Origin of the sequence: Demequina activiva, assembly GCF_016862815.1 — a bacterium.
Classification (GTDB): domain Bacteria; phylum Actinomycetota; class Actinomycetes; order Actinomycetales; family Demequinaceae; genus Demequina; species Demequina activiva.
This window is the reverse complement of sequence record NZ_BONR01000004.1, coordinates 185,784-203,788: the sequence shown is the minus strand read 5'-3', so window position 1 is coordinate 203,788 and position 18,005 is coordinate 185,784. Positions and strand designations below refer to the sequence as shown.

Here is an 18,005-nt window from a genome sequence, read left to right as displayed (position 1 = left end):
GGTGTGGAGGGACGCCCCGCGCGAAGGCGCGCGTCAGTCCGGGTCGAGGCCCGGCGTGACCACCTGCTCGCCTTGGACGTAGACGCCGGAGATCGCCGGCTGGCGCAGGCCCATGAGCAGCGTGAACAGCTCTTCGAGGGTCGCCTCGGTCTCGTCGTCGGAGCGGATGCCCATGGACAGCATGCCGTCCAGCGGCTCCCAGCGGGACTTGTCGATGAGCAGGAAGTCCGCGTCCTTGCCCACGTCGAAGTTGCCGAAGGCGTGCTCCATGTCGAGCGCCCGCGCCCCGGCGAGCGTCGCCGCGAACAGCAGCTCCGCAGGATGCAGCGCAGTGCCGGCCTCCTCGCCCTCCGAGATGTGGACCTTGTAGCAGTCACCGGCGACGCGGGAGATGAGCCACTCGTCTCCGGCGCCGATGTCCGTGCCCAGCGCCACGTTGACGCCCGTGTCGACGGTCGCGCGCCACGGCATGGTCCCGGAGCCCAGGAACAGCTGAGAGGTGGGGCAGTGAGCGATCGACGTGCCCGTGTCCGCCATGCGCGCCAGCTCGCGCGGCTGACTGTGCACCGCGTGGGCCAGGATCGAGCGGCGTCCCAGCAGCGTGCGTCCACCCTCCTCCGAGCCGGGAAGGAAGCGGCCGTCGTACGTGTCGAGGTAGGTGTCCACACCGTAGGTGCCTAGCACCGCGGCGATCTCGCCGTCGCCCTTGCGGTTGTTCTCGTTCAGGTGACTGTGGAAGTAGACGCCCCGCATGCGGGCCTCGTCGTACAGCTCGCCCATCGCGGCGAGCGTGTGCGCGGTCACCGACAGCGAGAAGCGCGGCACGATCCCCACCTGGACCCTCGCCGTCCGGGGGTCACCCGTGTCGACCGCGTGCCAGCGGTCGATCTCGTCCGCCACCAGGTCGATCGCGCGCTCCTCGGAGGTCATCAGCGCCTGCGCCGCCGGCGGCCCCACGGTCTGCACCCCCCGACCGGAGACGGTGCGCAGCCCTGAGGCCAGCGTCTCCGGGTACAGCGCGTCCTGCGCCACCGGGAACGCGCTGCCGAACACCAGCGCCGCGGTGGTCCCGGCGGCGATGCGACGGCGAGTGAAGTACCGGGCGGCACGGTCCGCGAACTGCGCGTCCTCGTACTGTGCCTCCGTGGGGAAGATGCAGTGGTCCAGCCACTCGAGAAGCTGGCCCCCGCCGTGCGCCGCGGTCGCGTAGGACTGGGGGAAGTGCACGTGGGCGTCGGCGAATCCGGGGATCAGGTAGTCGGCTCGCGTGACGCGCGCGTGAGCGTAGGTGGCCGGCAGGGCGCTCCAGGCGCCCACCCAGACGATGCGCCCCGCACCATCGACGGCGAGGGCACCATCGGGGATCGACACCAGGTGCGCCTCGACCTCGGACTGCTGCGGGGCGCCAGCGATGTGGAAGATGTGGGCACGGTAGACGTGGGTCACGCGTGGCTCCGCTCAGACCAGGCCGCTGTACTGCTGCCACGCGGAACCCGCATCGGGCGCATCGTCCCTGATCACGGACGCCTGGATGAGTCCGTACGGGCGGTCGTCCGCGTGGAACACCTCGTTGTCGTTGTCGATGCCGAACCTGCCCAGGTCGTACAGGAAGTGGTGCTTGTTGGGCGCGGACATGCGCACCTCGACCACATCCTCGAACTGCTCGAGCACCGCGCGTCCCATCTCGTACAGCGTCTGCTGCAGTGCGAGCGACTGGAGCTCCGCGAACACCGCGACCATCGCAGCCTTGATGCCCGCGTAGGTCGCGTTCCAGTCCACGTCCGTGCCGGCGAAGCGCCACTGCGCCTCGAGCGCGGTCGCCATCACGCGGTCGTTCGTGGGCTCCAGCACCGTGAACTCGTCCTGCAGGAAGCCGTGGAACTCGCTGCCCGTCGACTTCAGGATCACCAGATCCTTGAGGCCGCCTGTGACCCAGGTGCGTCGCGCATCGGCCGGTCCCTCGACCGTGACCGCGGCCGTGCGGATCTCCTGGCCCGAGCGCACCCAGGTGTGGTCGTGACCCGCGCCGGTGCCGTCAGCATCGACACGCGTCCAGCCGTACTGCTCGACCTCGACGCGCGCGCCGCTCACCGGCTCGACGTCGTCGACGAAGTGCGTGGCCAGGGCCAGCGCGTAGCTCTCGATCGAGGCGAGCCCCACGGTCTTGGCGTACGCGTAGGCGGTCTGCTTCTGCGTGTCCGTGGGCAGCACGGCGTGCTGGTCGCCGGTCAGGTGCGCATCCTCGAACGCGCCGCGCAGGCACGTCGACACGTTGACGTCGGTGATCTCGTGGCGCGCGGTGTCGCGCTGGATACGGACGATGCGGTTCTCCGCCTTGCCGTACTGGTGGTCGCCCAGCCTGATGCCCATGCGTTCCTCTTCTCAGCGGGCTGCGGCGCCCGCACCTTCCATCGTGGCACTCGCGCGGGTCAGAAGCCGTCCGGGATTGGGCTCCTCATCCACGTGCGGGTGCGCCTGCGCGCCGCCCACCCAGGTGCGCGTGGCCTGCCCCGTGAGGGTCTCGCCGTCGAACGCGCTGACCTTGTTGCGGTGCTCGAGGTCCTTGGCGCGCACGGTCCATGTGCGCTGCGGGGCGAAGGACACGAGGTCCGCTCGCGCACCCTCCCGGATCGCGCCCTTGTCCGTGAGGCCGGCGAACGCCGCTGGCTTGACGGTGAGCCACTCGAGCGCCGTCTCGAGCGCGATGCCGCGGTCGCGAGCGCCGGAGATCACCGCGGCCAACATGGACTGCAGGCCGGAGATCCCGCCCCACGCGCGGCCAAAGTTGCCCTCCAGCTTGAGCTCGGCCGTCGCAGGGGAGTGGTCCGAGGCCACGAAGTCGATGGTGCCGTCCTTGAGGGCGTCCCACAGGGCCTCGCGGTTGGCAGCGCCGCGAACCGGAGGGCAGCACTTGTACTGCGTGGCGCTGTCGTCGATCTGATCCGCGTCGAACACCAGGTAGTGGGGACAGGTCTCGACGGTGAGGCCCAGCCCCTCGGCCTTGGCGCCGCGGATCTGATTCAGTGCCTTGGCGCTCGACAGGTGGAGGATATGCGCGCGGCCCCCGGTGGCGCGCAAGGCGCTGATGACGCTCGCGATGGCGCTGGTCTCCACGCGGTCAGGCCGGGAGGCCTCGAAGTCGTCGTAGTGGATGCCGCCGCCATAGGGCTCGAGGTGGTCCGGGTCCTCGGCATGGATGATCACCATGCCGCCAAAGGCGGCGGTCTCCGCGAGCGCCTCCCGCAGCTGCGCCGTGCTGAGGTGCGGGAACTCGTCCACGCCCGAGGGCGACATGAAGGCCTTGAACCCGAACACCCCCGCATCGTGCAGCGGCTGCAGCGATCCCAGGCTGTCCGGGATCGCTCCGCCCCAGAAGCCCACGTCGACGCTGGCCTGGGGCTCGGCCGCGGCGCGCTTGAGCTCGAGCGCCTCCATCGTGGTGGTAGGCGGTATCGAGTTCAGCGGCATGTCGATGATCGTCGTGACGCCACCGGCGGCCGCCGCACGGGTGGCGGAGGCGAAGCCCTCCCACTCGGTGCGGCCGGGTTCGTTGACGTGCACATGAGTGTCGATCACGCCGGGGATGAGCACCTCGTCGCTGGGGATGGAGACGATCTCCCGTGCGCTCCACTCGGCATGCCGGGGGCCGATGCGCGTGATCACGCCGTCGCTCACCCCCACCGCAGCGGAGCGCCACTTCCCGTCGATCAGCACGCGGTCCGCGCGCACCACCAGGTCGAAGTCCGTCATGGCGCGAGAGTACGGCTCCGATGTTGCGCGCGCGTGTCGAGCCGGTGACCACTCGCGACGACCTCAAGCGCCGCCGCACTCCCGCAATGCCGGCGAAACGTGCGGCTCGTATGCTCGGGACATGCTGGACATCGCCTCCGAGTTGGAGCGGGAGCTCGCCGCCGGGCATCGCCTGGGAATGGTGACGGTCGCGGCCGTGCACGGCTCCGCGCCGCGCGCCGTGGGATCGTCGATGGCGGTCACCGACGACGGCCGGGTGATCGGCGCGATCTCCGGGGGCTGCGTCGAGTCCGAGGCCTACGAGCTCGCGGTCGCGGCGCTCGCGGGCGGTGACCCGTCCACGACGACGACGCTGGGCCTGTCCGACGAGGACGCCTTGCTCGCCGGACTGTCCTGCGGCGGCCACCTCACCGTGGTGGCGAGCGTCCTGACACCGGCCGATGCCCGCGTGCGCGAGCAGTTGAGGCTCGCGGGTCGTGGAGAGGCGGCGGTGGTGGAGCTGGTGCACGGTGGCGGCACCCTGCGGTGTGAGCGGCCTTCCGCTCCGCGCCTGATCATCGTGGGCGCCGTGGACTTCTCCGCCGCGCTCGCGACGGCAGCCCGGCCGCTCGGCTATCGCGTCACCGTCGTGGACGCCCGGCCTGCCTTCGCGACCGCCGCGCGCCATCCCGAGGCCCACGAAGTGATCCGCGCCTGGCCCGGTGACTACCTCGCCGACGCCCACATCGGCCCTCAAGACGCGATCTGCGTGCTCACCCACGAAGAGCGCTTCGACATCCCCGCCCTGGTCGCGGCGCTGGCCACGAACGCCGCGTATGTGGGAGCGATGGGCTCACGACGCACCGACGCTCGCCGCCGCGAGCTGCTGCGCCAGGCCGGGGTCAGCGAGCGGCAGCTCAACCGCCTCCGCAGTCCCATCGGCCTGGACCTGGGCGCCGTGACGCCGGCGGAGACGGCCATCTCGATCGTCGCCGAGCTGGTGGCTGAGGCGCGCGGCGCGAACGCTCCTCATCTCAGCGACACCGCTGGGCCCATCCACACGCGCGCGCCGATGGCGGCGCCGTCGGAGCTGGCCTGACGGTCGCGCAGGCTCAGCCGTGTGCGGTCAGGCGCCACACGCGGTCGCGGGACATCGGCAGCTCATGCGGCCGTACGCCCACGGCCCGCCGGATCGCGTTCGCGAGCGCGGGCGCGACGGGGTTGTAGGGCGACTCGGACATCGACTTCGCGCCGTACGGTCCCAAGGCATCGGACGTGGACGCGAACAGCACTTCGGTGCGCGGGATGTCCGCCATCTGCGGCACCCGGTACTGCCGGAACGCGGGGTTCTCGACGGCGCCGTCCGGGCCGATCAGCACCTCCTCGTACAGTGCGGATCCGATGCCCTGCGCGACACCGCCCTCGATCTGGCCCCGGCACTGCTCGGGGTTCATCACCAGGCCGGCATCGGCCGCGTGAACCGAGCGGAGGATGCGCACCTCACCCGTGTCGCGCCGCACCGCGACGCGGAAGGCCTGCACGTCATAGGCGACGGACCTCACGCGCTCGTCCAGGTGGGACTCGGCCCAGGCCGCGTCGCCGCGCCGATGCGCGGGTTCGACTGACGCGACCAGGTCGCCAAAGCCCACGGAACCCGTGGGGGTGGTGACGCCGTCCGGCCCCAGGGTGCACGCCGCCGCATCCGCTCCCGCCACGCGCGCTCCGGCCTCCACGAGTGCCTCGCGCAGCGACGTGCACGCCGCGTGCAGCGCCTTGCCGGCCACCGTGATGCCCGTGGAGCCGAAGGCGCCCGTGTCGTACCGCACGGCGTCCGTGTCGGAGAAGCTCATGTCGATGCGTGAGCGCGGCACGCCCAGGGCCTCGGACGCGATCTGCGAGTGCACGGTCACCGAGCCGTTGCCGAACTCCACAGTGCCCACGCCCACGCGGTACACGCCATCGGCGCTCACGCTGACCGTCGCGACCGCCTGGTGGCCGCGCGGTGGCACGGTCGCAATCATCGACGCGGCCATTCCCTCGCCCACGGCCCATCCGTCCGGCGCGGGCACGTCGTCGGCCTCGTCGAGGCCCTCGCGTGCGAGCTCGAGGCACTCGTCCAGGCCGTAGGAGCCGAAGACCAGGTCCTCCTCAGGCTTGCCTGCGACCACGAACGGGTCGCCGGGCCTCACGGCGTTGAGTCGTCGCAGCTCGAACGGATCCATCTCGAGCTGCAGCGCGAGCTCGTCGAGGGCGGACTCGATCCCGAAGATCACCTGGCCCAGCCCGTAGCCGCGGAACGCGCCGGAGGGGACGTTGTTGGTGTACACCGCCTCCGCGTCCAGGCGCTTGGCGGGCGCCCGGTAGACCGCGATGGACTCGGAGCAGCCGTGGAACAGCACGCCGATCGCGTGGTTGCCGTAGGCGCCGGTGTCGCTCAGCACGTCGACCGCGAGTGCGGTCAGCTGCCCGCGCTCGTCCGCGCCGGCACGCACCGACACCCGGAAGGGGTGGCGCACGGAGGTGCGCACGAACTCCTCCTCGCGCGTCATCTCGTAGGAGACCGGCCGTCCCACGTGCAGCGTTGCCACGGCAGCGAGGGGCTCGGTGAACATCTCCTGCTTGCCGCCGAACCCGCCTCCCACGCGCGCCGTGAAGACGCGCACCGTGTCCGCCGGCCGGTCCAGCACGCGCGCGAGCTCGTCGCGCACGAGGAAGGGAACCTGCGAGGACGTCCGGAGGGTGAGGCGGCCGTCGTCCGCGACCCACGCGATGGACCCGTGCGTCTCGAGCTGGGCATGAGTGACACGCGACGTGCGCCAGGTTCCCGAGCTGGAGACGGCCGATGTGCGCAGCGCCTCCTCCACGTCCCCCACCTGCTCGTGGGTCGCCGCCACCACGTTGCTGTCGCGGTGCAGCAGGGGAGCGCCGGGTGCACGGGCCTCCTCGGGGTCGAGCACCGCCGGCAGCACCTCGTACTCGACGCTCACGAGCCGGGCCGCCTCGACGGCCACCTGCGCGGACTCGGCGATCACGGCAGCGACGCGTTGGCCGACGTACCGCACCACGTCGTCGAGGATCCGGGTGTCGTCGGGATCATCCGTGCGGTGCTCGTGGCGCGCGGTCGAGTGCAGCGTTCCCGGCACGTCCTCGTGCGTCAGCACGGCGAGCACTCCGTCCATCGCCAGCGCATCGGACGCATCGACCGCCACCACCCGCGCATGCGCGTGCGGGGAGCCCACCACGGCGAGGTGCGCGAGGCCCGCCGGGACCTCATCGAAGGTGTACGGCTCGCGACCCTGCACCACGCGCCGGGCGGCAGGGGGCGAAGCGGACGTCCCCACGCCCTCGGCCACCACGGCGCCGGCCGCGCGTTCCAGTCCACGAGCGCACCCGCCGCAGCCGTCCCGCTCCCCGCACAGGCCGTGCCGGATCGACTCCTCCACGGCACGGTAGCCCGTGCAGCGGCACAGGTTCCCGCGCAGGGTGCGCGGCAGATCCTCGAGCTGCGCGGGTGTGAGCGCGGACGCGGTGACCGCCATGCCAGGGGTGCAGAAGCCGCACTGGAAGCCGAAGTGGTCCACGAGCGCGTCCTGCACGGGGTGCAGATCATCTCCCGAGGCGAGGCCGCCGGCGGTGGTGACGTCCGCATCGGCCGCGCGGAAGGCCGGCGTGATGCAGGAATGCACGGGGACGCCGTCGACCACCACCGAGCACGCGCCGCAGTCGCCCGAGTCGCAGCCCTTCTTGACCTCGGTGTGGCCGGCCTCGCGCAGGTAGGTGCGCAGGCACTGGCCCGGGCGCGGCTCGCGCGTGACCTCCTGGCCGTCGACCCTCACGACAGCTCCTCGCGCAGCTCGGCCAGCAGCACCGCGCTCACCTGCCGGCGCCAGTCCGCGGTGCCCAGCGGGTCCGTGTAGTAGCCCTCGGCCGCGAGGGCATCGGCGGCGAGCTCCTGAGCGCTCGGCGGTGACGGATAGCGCAACACCACCGGGGTCAGCGTCGCGGCCGTGATCACGAAGGTGCAGGCGCCGTCGACGTCCCGGCGTGCCGTCAGCAGCGCTCCCGAGCGGCCGTGCTCGTTGAGCGCGATGCGCCTGTGGGCGGTGCGAGCCGTCAGCGCACGCGCCGGGATCACCACGTCGCGCAGCACGTCGCCGTCCGGCAGCGAGGAGGTGCCGTTGCCGCTGGGGATGGCGCCCACGTCCACGCGCGAGTCCGTGCCGTCGCGGTGCCAGACGGTCGCGACGCCATCCAGCGTGGCGGCCATCGCGATCATCGCGCCCGCGGCGTAGCTGCGGCAGATGTTGCCGCCCACCGTCGCGGCGGACTGCACCTTGAAGCTCGCCAGCAGGGAGTCGGCGCACTGCGACAGGAGCGGGGCTGCGGCGAACGTCTGCTCCCGCGCCCACGCATCGAGCGCGCCCACGGTCGTGAGAGCGCCGATGCGCAGGTCGCCCTCCCTGGTGAGGCCCAGCTCATCCCACCCGAGCGGCGACAGATCCACCAGTCCCGTCACGCCCGGCTGATCCTCGGAGAACAGCCACGTTCCACCGGCCAGCAGCGCCTCGCCCGGCGCCAGCGCGAGATCCGCGCGCGAGCGCGCCGCCCGCACTGTCCGCACCGCCGTCAGGTCCACGACTCCACCTTCCACCCTGGGGCTCGACCGAGCCAGCGCATCGGCCGTAGAACACGAATGTGCCACGACCTCACAGCGGTTGAGGACCAAAGATGAAGGATTTAACCGACGCGAAACACCAGGGGCTTCGTCGCGGAAACACGGTTCCCGTAGCGTCCAGCGGGTGACGCCCCGCGAGGGGAGCTCGGCAATGGCGGCGAGTGCGGCACCGTGCGTGGGATGGCCCGCGCGCGTCACCATTCAAGGAGGAAACGCATGTCCCTGCTCCCACAGACCTTCGGGTCCACGGCGAAGAAGGTCGCCGCCGCTGCGACAGCCACCGCGGCCGCTCTGGCGCTCGCCGCATGCTCATCCGGCGAGGACGCCGCATCCGAGCCCACCGCCACCGACGGCGGGGAGACCACGGAGGCCATGGAGTCGTTCGGTGAGCTCACCGTCCAGCTCTCGTGGATCAAGAACGAGGAGTTCGCCGGCGAGTTCTTCGCTGACTCGAAGGGCTACTACACCGAGGCCGGCTTCGAGACCGTGAACCTGATCCCCGGACCGTCGACCGGCGTCGCCGAGCTCGTGTCCGGACAGGTCGACGTGGCACTGTCCGACGCGGTGTCGATCGGCTCCGGCATCGGCAACGAGGGCGCGCCGCTCAAGATCATCGGCGCCACCTACCAGAAGAACCCCTTCACGGTGCTGTCGCTCGCTGACGGCGGCGACATCGCGACGCCGGAGGACATGATCGGCAAGCGCATCGGCGTCCAGGACTCCAACACCGCGCTGTTCATGGCGCTGCTGGCGGCCAACGGCATCAGCGAGGACGACCTCGAGATCGTGCCCGTGCAGTACGACCCCGCCCCGCTGATCTCCGGTGAGGTCGACGGCTTCATCGCGTACCTCACCAACGAGTCGCTCACCGTCGCGGCCGAGGGCTACGAGACCACCAACCTGCCCTTCGCGGACAACGGCCTGCCGTTCGTCGCGGAGACCTTCACGGTCACCGACGACGCGATCGCCAACGACCGCGAGATGCTCAAGGCCTTCCTGGTCGCGGAGATCAAGGGCTGGACCGACGCGGTGCTCGACCCGGCCGAGGGCTCGCGCCTGGCAGTCGAGGAGTACGGCGTGGACCTGGGCCTGAACCCCGAGGTCTCCCTCCAGGGCTCGATCACGCAGTCCGAGGAACTCGTCGTCTCTGACGAGACCGCGGAGAACGGTCTGTTCACCATCTCCGAGGCGCTCCAGACGGAGACCATCGCGTCGCTCGAGGGTGCTGGTATCTCCGTGGCCGCTGACCAGCTGTTCGACATGAGCCTGCTGGCGGAGGTCTACGAGGAGTACCCCGAGCTCGTGGACTACGCGGGCTGATCAGGACTCTCGCAAGGGAATCTGTGCAATGAGCACCACGACTGAGGCCGGTGCCCAGGGTTCGTCCCTGGGCACCGGCCTGCACATCGAGGGCCTCAACAAGGTCTTCATCACGCGCTCGGGACCGGTGACGGCCCTGCAGGACGCCCACATCCAGACCGAGCAGGGCTCGCTGCTGGCGCTGCTGGGCCCCTCCGGTTGCGGCAAGTCCACGATCCTGCGGATCCTCGCCGGGCTGGAGTCGCCCACGTCGGGCACCATCAGGGTGGACGGACGCACTCCCGAGGACCTGCGCGCCTACAACGAGCTGGGCATCGCGTTCCAGGACAGTGCGCTGCTGCCGTGGCGATCGGTCTACAAGAACATCCGGCTGCCGTTCGAGGTGGCGGGCGTCTCCGTCGACGACTCCTACATCCGCGAGCTCATCGAGCTGGTGGGGCTCACCGGCTTCGAGAAGGCCAAGCCCGCGCAGCTGTCCGGCGGCATGCGCCAGCGAGTGTCGATCGCGCGGTCGCTGGTGCTCAAGCCCTCCGTGCTGCTCCTCGACGAGCCGTTCGGTGCGCTCGACGACATGACGCGCCAGAAGCTCAACATGGAGCTGCTGCGCATCCTCGCCGCGAAGCCCGCGACCACGCTGCTGGTGACGCACGGCATCACCGAGGCGATCTTCCTCGCGGACCAGGTCGCGGTCATGAGCCCGCGTCCCGGCCGCGTCAAGGAGATCATCGACATCGACCTGCCGCGCCCGCGCACGCCGGACATCCAGCGCTCTCCCGAGTTCCACGCCTATGTCGACCAGGCCTCTGACCTGCTGTTCGGCGCCGGCGGGGCCGCCGCCGAGGAGGACTGATGCCCCGGGCAGTGCCGCCGTGGGCCGCGGGGCTCATCGGCGCGGTGGCGATCGTCTCCGTGTGGTGGGTGATCGGCGCCATCGCGCAGGGGCGGTCCGGCGAGACCGCCGGCATCCCCACGCCGCCGCAGGTGGCGCAGAGCTACGCGGAGTCCGGCTGGGCGTTCTACTGGAACAACTTCTCCGTCACCCTCAACGAGGCCGCTCAGGGCTACCTGTGGGGCAACGGGCTCGCGCTGCTGCTGAGCGCGTTCGTGCTCGTGGTGCCGCGACTCGAGGGCGTCGTGATGCAGCTGGCCGTGGTGTCCTACTGCATCCCCATCGTGGCGATCGGCCCGCTGCTGCTGCTCATCCTCGGCATCCCGGCGCCCGGCGAGCCGTCCTCGACGGCCATCTTCCTGGCCGCGATGAGCGTGTTCTTCACCACCGTGGTGGGCTCGTTGCTGGGCCTCAAGTCCGCTGACAAGGCGTCGCTCGACGTCGTCTCCGTCTATGGCGGCTCGCGCTTCACGCAGCTGCGCAAGGTGCGGCTCATCTCCGCGCTCCCGGCCGTGCTGACCGCGCTGCAGATCGCGGTGCCTGCCGCCTTCCTGGGCGCCATCCTGGGCGAGTACCTGGGCAAGGTGGAGGTGGGCGTGGGCCCCGCGATGGTGATCGCCCAGCAGTCGCTGAACGCCCCGCGCGTGTGGGCGATCGCCCTCGCGTCCGGCGCGGTCGCGCTGATCGCGTACCTGCTGGTGGGGATGCTCACGCGGTTGAGCGCTCCCTGGGCGAGGGGAGTGGCCGCATGACCGAGACAGCCGTGCCGTCCACGACCACCGAACCTCGCCAGGTGACCGACCTGTCGCGCGCGATGCGCCAGGAGTCCCGCCGCGCCACCCGCAAGGCGCTGCTGACCTCGCTCGGGACCTTCCTGGGCACCATCGTGACCGTGCTGGTCCTGTGGCAGGGCGCGATCATCGTGTTCGGGCTCTCGCCATACGTGGCGAAGGGCCCGGTCGACGTGTGGCGTTTCCTCGTCTCGGACCCCGACGCCGCGGATCACCGGGCAGAGCTGGGGGACAACCTCGCCGTCACCATGACCGATGCCTTCGTGGGCTTCTGCGCGGGCCTGTTCGTGGCCGTCCTGGTGGCGGTGATCTTCCACCTGTCGCGCGGGGTCGAGGCCGCGCTCATGCCCATCGCGCTGCTGCTGCGCACCGTGCCGCTGATCGCGTTCGCGCCTGTGATCATCCTGATCTTCGGCCGCGGGTTCGCGACCACGGCGGTGATGGGCGGCATCGTGGTGCTGTTCCCAGCGCTCGTCAACGTCGCCTACGGGCTCAAGGCCTCCTCTCCGCAGATGGAGGACGTCGTGACCGTCTACGGCGGCGGCGCGGTCACCAAGCTGCGCCGCGTGGCCTTCCCGTCCTCGCTGCCAGCGTTCTTCGCGGCGGTGCGCATCTCCGTGCCGGGCGCCATCACCGGAGCGCTGCTCGCGGAATGGCTCGCGACGGGAGGCGGCATCGGCGGCGTCATCAACGGCTACTACGCGCAGGCGAAGTTCAACGACATGTGGGCGTCCGTCGTGGTGGTCACGGCGGTGTCGCTGGTGCTCTACAACCTCATCGCGATCCTCGAGAACACGGTGCTGACGCGGATGGGCATGCATCCCACCAAGCGCATGTGAGGGACGGCCGCCGCACCCTGCTCGCCACCACCACCGCCCAACCTAGGCACGCCAGGTACTCGGCTGGGTGCGCAGCGGCCACATGAGGCCGGTGACGGTCATGCGTGTGGCGGAGCGAACCTCAGATGCCTCGTGACGCGCCACGCGCGCGATCCGCGTACGCCAGTTGCCTCGTTTCCAAGGGCGAGGGCGAGGGCGAGGAGCGCGGAATCGCGGCTAGAGGCGGTCCGCCAGAGCGGCCGATGCGCGCGCCACCTTCGCCGCGACCTCGCCCTCGTCGACACCCACCAGATGACCGGAGTCGACCACGGCGCGGCCCTGCACGATCAGCCTCTCGAGCGGCGGCAGCGCGCCCAGGCCCAGCGCGGCGACCGGATCCGCGATCCCCGCATGCTCGACGCCGTCGATGCGCCACAGCGCGAGGTCAGCCAGCTTCCCGGCCTCGACCGAGCCGATCTCGTCCTGACGGCCCAGCACCCGGGCGCCACCCATGGTCGCCACACGCAGGGCGTCACGCCCGCTCATCGCATCGGCCCCGTCGCGCAGACGAGCCGCCAGCACGGCGGCGCGCACCTCGGTGCCCAGCTGGCCGGACTCGTTCGAGGCTGCCCCGTCCACGCCCAGGCCCACGGGCACCCCGGCGCGCAGCATGTCGCGCACGGGCGCGATGCCGGCCGCGAGGCGTGCGTTGGAGGACGGGCAGTGCGCCACGCCCGTGCCGGTGGACGCGAAGCGGTCGATGTCGGGGCTCGACAGATGCACGCAGTGCGCCATCCACACGTCCTCGCCCAGCCAGCCCACGGACTCGAGGTAGTCGGTGGGGGACATGCCGAACCGCTCGCGGCAGAACGCCTCCTCCTCGACCGTCTCCGCGCCATGCGTGTGCAGGCGCACGCCGAGCCCGCGCGCGAGCACCGCTGCCTCGCGCAGGAGGTCCGCGGTCACCGAGAACGGCGAGCACGGCGCGATCGCCACGCGCACCATGGACTCGAAGGCGGGGTCGTCGTAGCGGTGGACCGCTGCGGCGGAGGCTTCGAGCGCGTCCGCCGTGGTCTCGACCGCGAAGTCAGGGGGCAGGCCGCCGGCGGACTCGCCCAGGTCCATCGAGCCGCGCGTCGCGTGCAGCCGCAGCCCCAGCGTCGCGGCCGAGTCCACGATGGCGCCCACGATGTCGCCGCCGCCGCGCGGGAACACGTAGTGGTGATCCGCGACCGTGGAGCAGCCCGATCGCGCGAGCACCGCCATCGCGCCCAGCGCCCCGTCGCCCACCAGGTCCGCGTCGATGCGCGACCATGCGGGGTACAGCGACACCAGCCAGTCGAACAGGATCGAGTCCTGCGCGAACCCGCGCGTCAGCCATTGGTACAGGTGGTGGTGGGTGTTGACGAGGCCGGGCGTCACCAGCAGGCCCGCGCCGGGAATCACCTCGCGCGCGCCGTCGATGACCTCGCTGGGCGCGCGGCCGGCGGCGACCGTCTCGATCAGTGCGTCCTTGATCACCACGTAGCCCGTGGCGTGCTCGGTACTCGCGCCGTCCACCGTCGCGATGTACGCGCCGTCGATCACCGTCCGCGTCACGCGGCCTCCTCACATCGGGGCGCCGCTGCGCGCCACGTCCAGTCTACGAACCTGAGCGGCCCACGGCGGGCATCACCACGTTCGCGCCGCACAGCACCACGCCGATGCGCGACCCTGGCTCGGGCGTCCAGCGTCCGGTCAGCAGCGCGGCGAACGGCGCGGCGACTCCGGGCTCGACCACGACGCGCATCAGCCTCCACAGCCGCGACTGGGCCTCGAGCACGTCCTCATCGCTGACGACGACGGACAGCGCGTCCGCGGCCGAGAGCGCGGCCCACGGCACGTCGCCGATGCGCCGGGCGCCCAGGTGATCGGCCGCCACCCCGGAGACGGGAACCGTCACGGGCTGGCCTGCCTCGACCGCGGCCGCGTAGGACGCGGTCCCCGCGGTCTCGCACCCCACGATCTGCAGGCGTGATCCGCACCAGGCTGCCGCGCCGCCTGCGAGGCCTCCGCCGCCCACGGCGAGCATCATCGCGTCCAGCCCGCCGCCTGCCTGGGCGTCGAGGTCGAGCTCGCGCGCCACTGTGCCGGCGCCTGCCATCACCACGGGGTCGTCGAACGCCTCGATGGACGTGCCGCCGTGCTCCACGAGGTGCTCCGCGGCCGCGTCGCGGGCGTCGCCGTAGGTGACCCCGATCGAGTGCACCGTCGCTCCCAGGGCGAGCAGCCGCTCGACCTTGGACGGGTTCGCGGTGGTGGGGACGAAGATGTGGGCGTCGTGGCCGAACTCGCGTGCGGCGTACGCCACCGCTGCGCCGTGGTTCCCGCCTGAGGCGGCGACCACGCCAGCCGGGGCGACCTCCTGGGTCGCGACGTAGTGCACGGCTCCTCGAGCCTTGAAGGCCCCGGTGACCTGCAGGTACTCGAGCTTGAACACCAGCGTGGCGTCGATGCCGAGCGTGTGCCCGGGGATCTCGATGATCGGGGTGCGGCGCACATGCGTGGCGATCCGCTCGGCGGCGCGCTCGATGTCGGCGGGCGACACGGCGGGCGTGGCGGTGACGGTCATGCCACCAGTCTGCCCCGGTCGCGTGCGTGACGGTGTCCGCGGATCGTCACTGGCCGGTGACGGAGAAGTGCATCCAGTCCTCGCGGCCGGTCCAGTGCCCGCCCCAGCCCCAGCCGATCCCGGTGAAGGCCGTGTAGACCACGGACGCCTCGTCGATCATGCCCTCGCGCTCGCGCTCGCGGTCCAGGTAGGCCTCGGACAGCTCGGGGAACAGCTCCTCGCCCTTGAAGTAGGGGTTGTGGAAGGGGTTGATGTCGACGGCCTTGCCGTACGCATGCTCGGACCACACCGTGGATGCGCCCACCACGAGCCTGCAGGTGAACGCGGAGGTGATGTTGTGGTCGCCCGTGGTGGGGGAGTCGCGCTCCTCGCGGGAGATCACCCGCATCTCCTCGATGGGGAACCCGGCCGCGAAGATCTGCTCGAAGGCGGTAGCGACGTCCTCGATGTGGTCCTCGTGCACGATCATCTCGCCGGTGTGCACCCGTTCGTCGAAGCCCCAGTACGGCATCGTCACGTACGCGAGGTCGTCGATGTGAACGGGGCAGTTCCGGTCCCACGAGGACCTGACGGCGACGTCCGCAGGCACCTCCATCGAGATCTCCGCGAACCACTCGTCGTCGGGGGGATCGGGCAGCCAGGCGCGCGGCGCGAGCTGCCGGTCCTCGAGGTCTGCCGGTGTGTCGCCGCGTGCGCCCAGGCCGTCCTCGCCCACGGGCAGCGGCACCTGGCCCAGCCACAGCGGGCGGTCGTGCTCGGGGTCCTGCGCGGGCGTCTGCGTGACGGTCACCGTGGGTCGCGGCACGGCGACCGTCTCCGGCTCTGCGGTGACGGTGGCGAGCGCGGTGACGGTGGGTGCGGGCTCGGAGCCCAGCAGCGAGCACCCGCCCAGCGCTGCAGCGCTCAGGGTGACGAGGACGGTATGGCGCAACGGCATCGGCCCAGGATAGGCAACGAGCGAGGGGCTTGGCGAGGGCCGATGCTGGTGCGAGGTCGCGGGGAGCGCTCGCGGCGCGCTCGATGTCGCAGGTGCGTGGTGAGATAGGGGCGTGAGCGACACTCAGGATCCCCGCGCCCTCCACCAGGACCTGGTCCAGCAGGTCGAGGAGCATCGCGCCCGCTATTACGGCGACGATGCGCCCACGATCTCGGACGCCGAGTACGACGCCCTCGAGCGCGAGCTGCGTGACCTCGAGGCCGCACACCCTGAGCTGATCGAGCCGGATTCCCCCACGCAGACGGTGGGCGCGGCGCGGGCTGAGACGGGGTTCGCCTCGGTGCAGCATCGTGAGCGGATGATGAGCCTCGACAACGCCTTCTCGCTCGAGGAGGTCCAGGCGTGGATGGCGCGCATCGGCAAGGAGGCCGGGGACTGCCTCATCGTGTGCGAGCCCAAGATCGACGGGCTGTCCATCTCGTTGACCTACGAGGACGGCGAGCTCACGCGCGGCGTCACCCGCGGCGACGGGACCACGGGGGAGGACGTCACCGCGAACGTGCGCACCATCGCCTCGATCCCCAGCACGCTGACGGGCGATCACGTGCCAGCGCTGGTCGAGATCCGCGGAGAGGTGTACCTGCCCATCGACGCGTTCGAGCGGCTCAACGAGAAGCTGGTCGAGGACGGCAAGGATCCGTACGCGAACCCGCGCAACACGGCTGCAGGCTCGCTGCGCCAGAAGGATGCGTCGGTGACGGCGCAGCGTCCCCTCGACGTGACGACGTATGCGCTGGGAGCGTTGGACTGGGGTGCCGCGGAGCCGCACCCGAGCATCGGCTCGCAGTCCGGCATCTACGACGTGCTCTCGAGCTGGGGCCTGCCCGTGAGCGAGTTCTCGGCCGTGCTGCGCGGTATCGGTCCCATCGAGGAGTACCTGAAGGACCTCGAGGCCAAGCGTCACTCGCTGGTGCATGAGATCGACGGCGCGGTGCTCAAGGTCGACGACCGTGCGGTGCAGGCGGAGCTGGGCTCGACGTCGCGCGCGCCCCGCTGGGCGATCGCCTACAAGTTCCCGCCCGAGGAGGTGCACACCACCCTCGAGGACATTCGCGTGGACGTGGGGCGCACCGGGCGCGTCACGCCGTACGGCGTCATGACTCCGGTGCTGGTCGCGGGCTCGACCGTGACGTACGCGACGCTGCACAACCGGCATGAGGTCAAGCGCAAGGGCGTGCTGATCGGCGACACCGTGGTGCTGCGGAAGGCGGGCGACGTGATCCCGGAGATCGTGGGGCCCGTGGTCGCCGCGCGCACCGGGGACGAGCGGGAGTGGACCATGCCGGAGGCATGCCCCTCGTGCGGCACCGCGCTGGCGGAGCAGAAGGAGGGAGACAAGGACCTGCGCTGCCCCAACGCCCGTGGCTGCCCGGCGCAGATCGTGGACCGGATCGCGTTCATCGGCTCGCGCGGCGCGCTCGACGTGGAGGTGCTGGGCGAGAAGGCCGCAGCGGCGCTGGTCGAGTCCGGCGTGCTCAGCAACGAGGCGGGACTCTTCTCGCTCACCCAGGAGGATCTGCGGCGGGTGCCGCTGTTCACGCTCGAGTCGGGCTCGAAGAAGGACGGCGTGGAGCGCAAGGCCGGCGACGTCTCCACCAACGGGCTGCGCCTGCTGGACAACCTCGCCGCCGCGCGCGAGCAGCCGCTGTGGCGCGTGCTGGTGTCCCTGTCGATCAGGCACGTGGGCCCCACGGCGTCGCGCGCGCTCGCGACCGCGTTCGAGACCATGGACGCGATCCGTGCCGCGAGCGAGGAGGAGCTCGCTGCCGTCGAGGGCGTGGGGCCGGTGATCGCCGAATCCGTGCGGCGGTGGTTCGACGTCGACTGGCACGTCGACATCGTGGACGCCTGGGCCGCGGCGGGTGTGCGCATGGCCGACGAGCGCGACGAGACCGTCGAGCGCACCCTCGAGGGCCTCACCATCGTCGCGACGGGATCGCTCGAGAACTTCACCCGCGACTCCGTGAAGGAGGCGATCATCGTGCGCGGCGGCAAGGCGGCCTCGTCCGTGTCCAAGAACACGGACTTCGTGGTGGTGGGCGCGAACGCCGGCTCCAAGGCGGACAAGGCGGAGCAGCTCGGCGTGCGCACTCTCGACGAGGCCGCTTTCGAAGCGCTGCTCGCCGGCGGGCCGGAGGCAGTCGCCGAGTGAGCCCCCGCACCGTCCCGTGCGGC

At 71.2% G+C, this 18,005-nt stretch carries 14 protein-coding genes; 6 read left to right on the top strand and 8 right to left on the bottom strand.

Going from position 1 to position 18,005, the window contains the following annotated elements:
- Positions 1 to 33: 33 nt before the first annotated feature.
- From Dac01nite_RS10020 to allB, 3 genes are read right to left on the bottom strand one after another with little or no spacing between them, the layout of a single operon-like run.
- Entirely contained in the window at positions 34 to 1,446 is a 1,413-nt protein-coding gene (locus Dac01nite_RS10020; protein WP_203656530.1) for an amidohydrolase family protein, read from the bottom strand.
- Between the two features lie 12 nt (positions 1,447 to 1,458).
- Positions 1,459 to 2,370: a factor-independent urate hydroxylase gene (gene pucL / locus Dac01nite_RS10015; protein ID WP_203656527.1), complete on the bottom strand. Its 912-nt coding sequence runs from the start codon at positions 2,368 to 2,370 to the stop codon at positions 1,459 to 1,461.
- 12 nt (positions 2,371 to 2,382) lie between these two features.
- Positions 2,383 to 3,750: an allantoinase AllB gene (gene allB, locus Dac01nite_RS10010; RefSeq protein ID WP_203656526.1), complete on the bottom strand. Its 1,368-nt coding sequence runs from the start codon at positions 3,748 to 3,750 to the stop codon at positions 2,383 to 2,385.
- Positions 3,751 to 3,871: 121 nt separating this feature from the next.
- Here allB and Dac01nite_RS10005 point away from each other — a divergent pair, with 121 nt between their 5' ends.
- Positions 3,872 to 4,828: an XdhC family protein gene (locus tag Dac01nite_RS10005; protein ID WP_203656525.1), complete on the top strand. Its 957-nt coding sequence runs from the start codon at positions 3,872 to 3,874 to the stop codon at positions 4,826 to 4,828.
- A 13-nt stretch (positions 4,829 to 4,841) separates the two neighbouring features.
- On the opposite strand, the gene Dac01nite_RS10000 is transcribed toward Dac01nite_RS10005, so the two are convergent.
- Complete coding sequence (locus Dac01nite_RS10000) at positions 4,842 to 7,565, bottom strand: molybdopterin-dependent oxidoreductase (RefSeq protein ID WP_203656524.1); 2,724 nt, start codon at positions 7,563 to 7,565, stop codon at positions 4,842 to 4,844.
- Positions 7,562 to 8,365 (bottom strand): FAD binding domain-containing protein, encoded by an 804-nt coding sequence (locus Dac01nite_RS09995; RefSeq protein WP_203656519.1) that lies wholly within the window; start codon positions 8,363 to 8,365, stop codon positions 7,562 to 7,564. The genes Dac01nite_RS10000 and Dac01nite_RS09995 overlap by 4 nt, the downstream gene beginning before the upstream one ends.
- 255 nt (positions 8,366 to 8,620) lie before the next feature.
- Here Dac01nite_RS09995 and Dac01nite_RS09990 point away from each other — a divergent pair, with 255 nt between their 5' ends.
- From Dac01nite_RS09990 to Dac01nite_RS09975, 4 genes are read left to right on the top strand one after another with little or no spacing between them, the layout of a single operon-like run.
- Positions 8,621 to 9,724: an ABC transporter substrate-binding protein gene (locus tag Dac01nite_RS09990; protein WP_203656517.1), complete on the top strand. Its 1,104-nt coding sequence runs from the start codon at positions 8,621 to 8,623 to the stop codon at positions 9,722 to 9,724.
- Positions 9,725 to 9,752: 28 nt separating this feature from the next.
- A complete protein-coding gene (locus Dac01nite_RS09985) occupies positions 9,753 to 10,574 on the top strand; it encodes an ABC transporter ATP-binding protein (RefSeq protein ID WP_203656510.1) in 822 nt (273 codons plus the stop codon).
- Positions 10,574 to 11,365, top strand: coding sequence for an ABC transporter permease (locus Dac01nite_RS09980; protein WP_203656508.1), 792 nt, complete (start codon positions 10,574 to 10,576; stop codon positions 11,363 to 11,365). The genes Dac01nite_RS09985 and Dac01nite_RS09980 overlap by 1 nt, the downstream gene beginning before the upstream one ends.
- Positions 11,362 to 12,243, top strand: a complete 882-nt coding sequence (locus Dac01nite_RS09975; RefSeq protein ID WP_239066609.1) for an ABC transporter permease — start codon at positions 11,362 to 11,364, stop codon at positions 12,241 to 12,243. Before Dac01nite_RS09980 ends, Dac01nite_RS09975 begins: the two co-directional genes overlap by 4 nt.
- 216 nt (positions 12,244 to 12,459) lie before the next feature.
- Here the strand turns inward: Dac01nite_RS09975 and Dac01nite_RS09970 are convergent, their stop codons facing one another.
- The 3 genes from Dac01nite_RS09970 to Dac01nite_RS09960 are packed head-to-tail and all read right to left on the bottom strand — an operon-like array spanning position 12,460 to position 15,770.
- Positions 12,460 to 13,821 (bottom strand): 8-oxoguanine deaminase, encoded by a 1,362-nt coding sequence (locus Dac01nite_RS09970; protein ID WP_203656507.1) that lies wholly within the window; start codon positions 13,819 to 13,821, stop codon positions 12,460 to 12,462.
- Positions 13,822 to 13,864: 43 nt separating this feature from the next.
- Positions 13,865 to 14,833, bottom strand: coding sequence for a serine/threonine dehydratase (locus tag Dac01nite_RS09965; RefSeq protein ID WP_203656502.1), 969 nt, complete (start codon positions 14,831 to 14,833; stop codon positions 13,865 to 13,867).
- A gap of 46 nt (positions 14,834 to 14,879) precedes the next feature.
- Positions 14,880 to 15,770 carry a M15 family metallopeptidase gene (locus tag Dac01nite_RS09960; protein WP_203656500.1) on the bottom strand — a complete coding sequence of 297 codons (891 nt, stop codon included), beginning with the start codon at positions 15,768 to 15,770 and terminating at the stop codon, positions 14,880 to 14,882.
- A 112-nt stretch (positions 15,771 to 15,882) separates the two neighbouring features.
- On the opposite strand from Dac01nite_RS09960, the gene ligA reads away from it, so the two are divergent.
- Complete coding sequence (gene ligA, locus Dac01nite_RS09955; protein WP_203656498.1) at positions 15,883 to 17,982, top strand: NAD-dependent DNA ligase LigA; 2,100 nt, start codon at positions 15,883 to 15,885, stop codon at positions 17,980 to 17,982.
- Positions 17,983 to 18,005 lie beyond the last annotated feature (23 nt).

Coding starts and splice junctions, on each gene's coding strand:
- Dac01nite_RS09965 (WP_203656502.1), bottom strand. CDS start 14,833: ATGACCGTCACCGCCACGCCCGCCGTGTCGCCCGCCGACATCGAGCGC.
- Dac01nite_RS09980 (WP_203656508.1), top strand. CDS start 10,574: ATGCCCCGGGCAGTGCCGCCGTGGGCCGCGGGGCTCATCGGCGCGGTG.
- Dac01nite_RS09985 (WP_203656510.1), top strand. CDS start 9,753: ATGAGCACCACGACTGAGGCCGGTGCCCAGGGTTCGTCCCTGGGCACC.
- allB (WP_203656526.1), bottom strand. CDS start 3,750: ATGACGGACTTCGACCTGGTGGTGCGCGCGGACCGCGTGCTGATCGAC.
- Dac01nite_RS09960 (WP_203656500.1), bottom strand. CDS start 15,770: ATGCCGTTGCGCCATACCGTCCTCGTCACCCTGAGCGCTGCAGCGCTG.
- pucL (WP_203656527.1), bottom strand. CDS start 2,370: ATGGGCATCAGGCTGGGCGACCACCAGTACGGCAAGGCGGAGAACCGC.
- Dac01nite_RS09990 (WP_203656517.1), top strand. CDS start 8,621: ATGTCCCTGCTCCCACAGACCTTCGGGTCCACGGCGAAGAAGGTCGCC.
- Dac01nite_RS10005 (WP_203656525.1), top strand. CDS start 3,872: ATGCTGGACATCGCCTCCGAGTTGGAGCGGGAGCTCGCCGCCGGGCAT.
- Dac01nite_RS09975 (WP_239066609.1), top strand. CDS start 11,362: ATGACCGAGACAGCCGTGCCGTCCACGACCACCGAACCTCGCCAGGTG.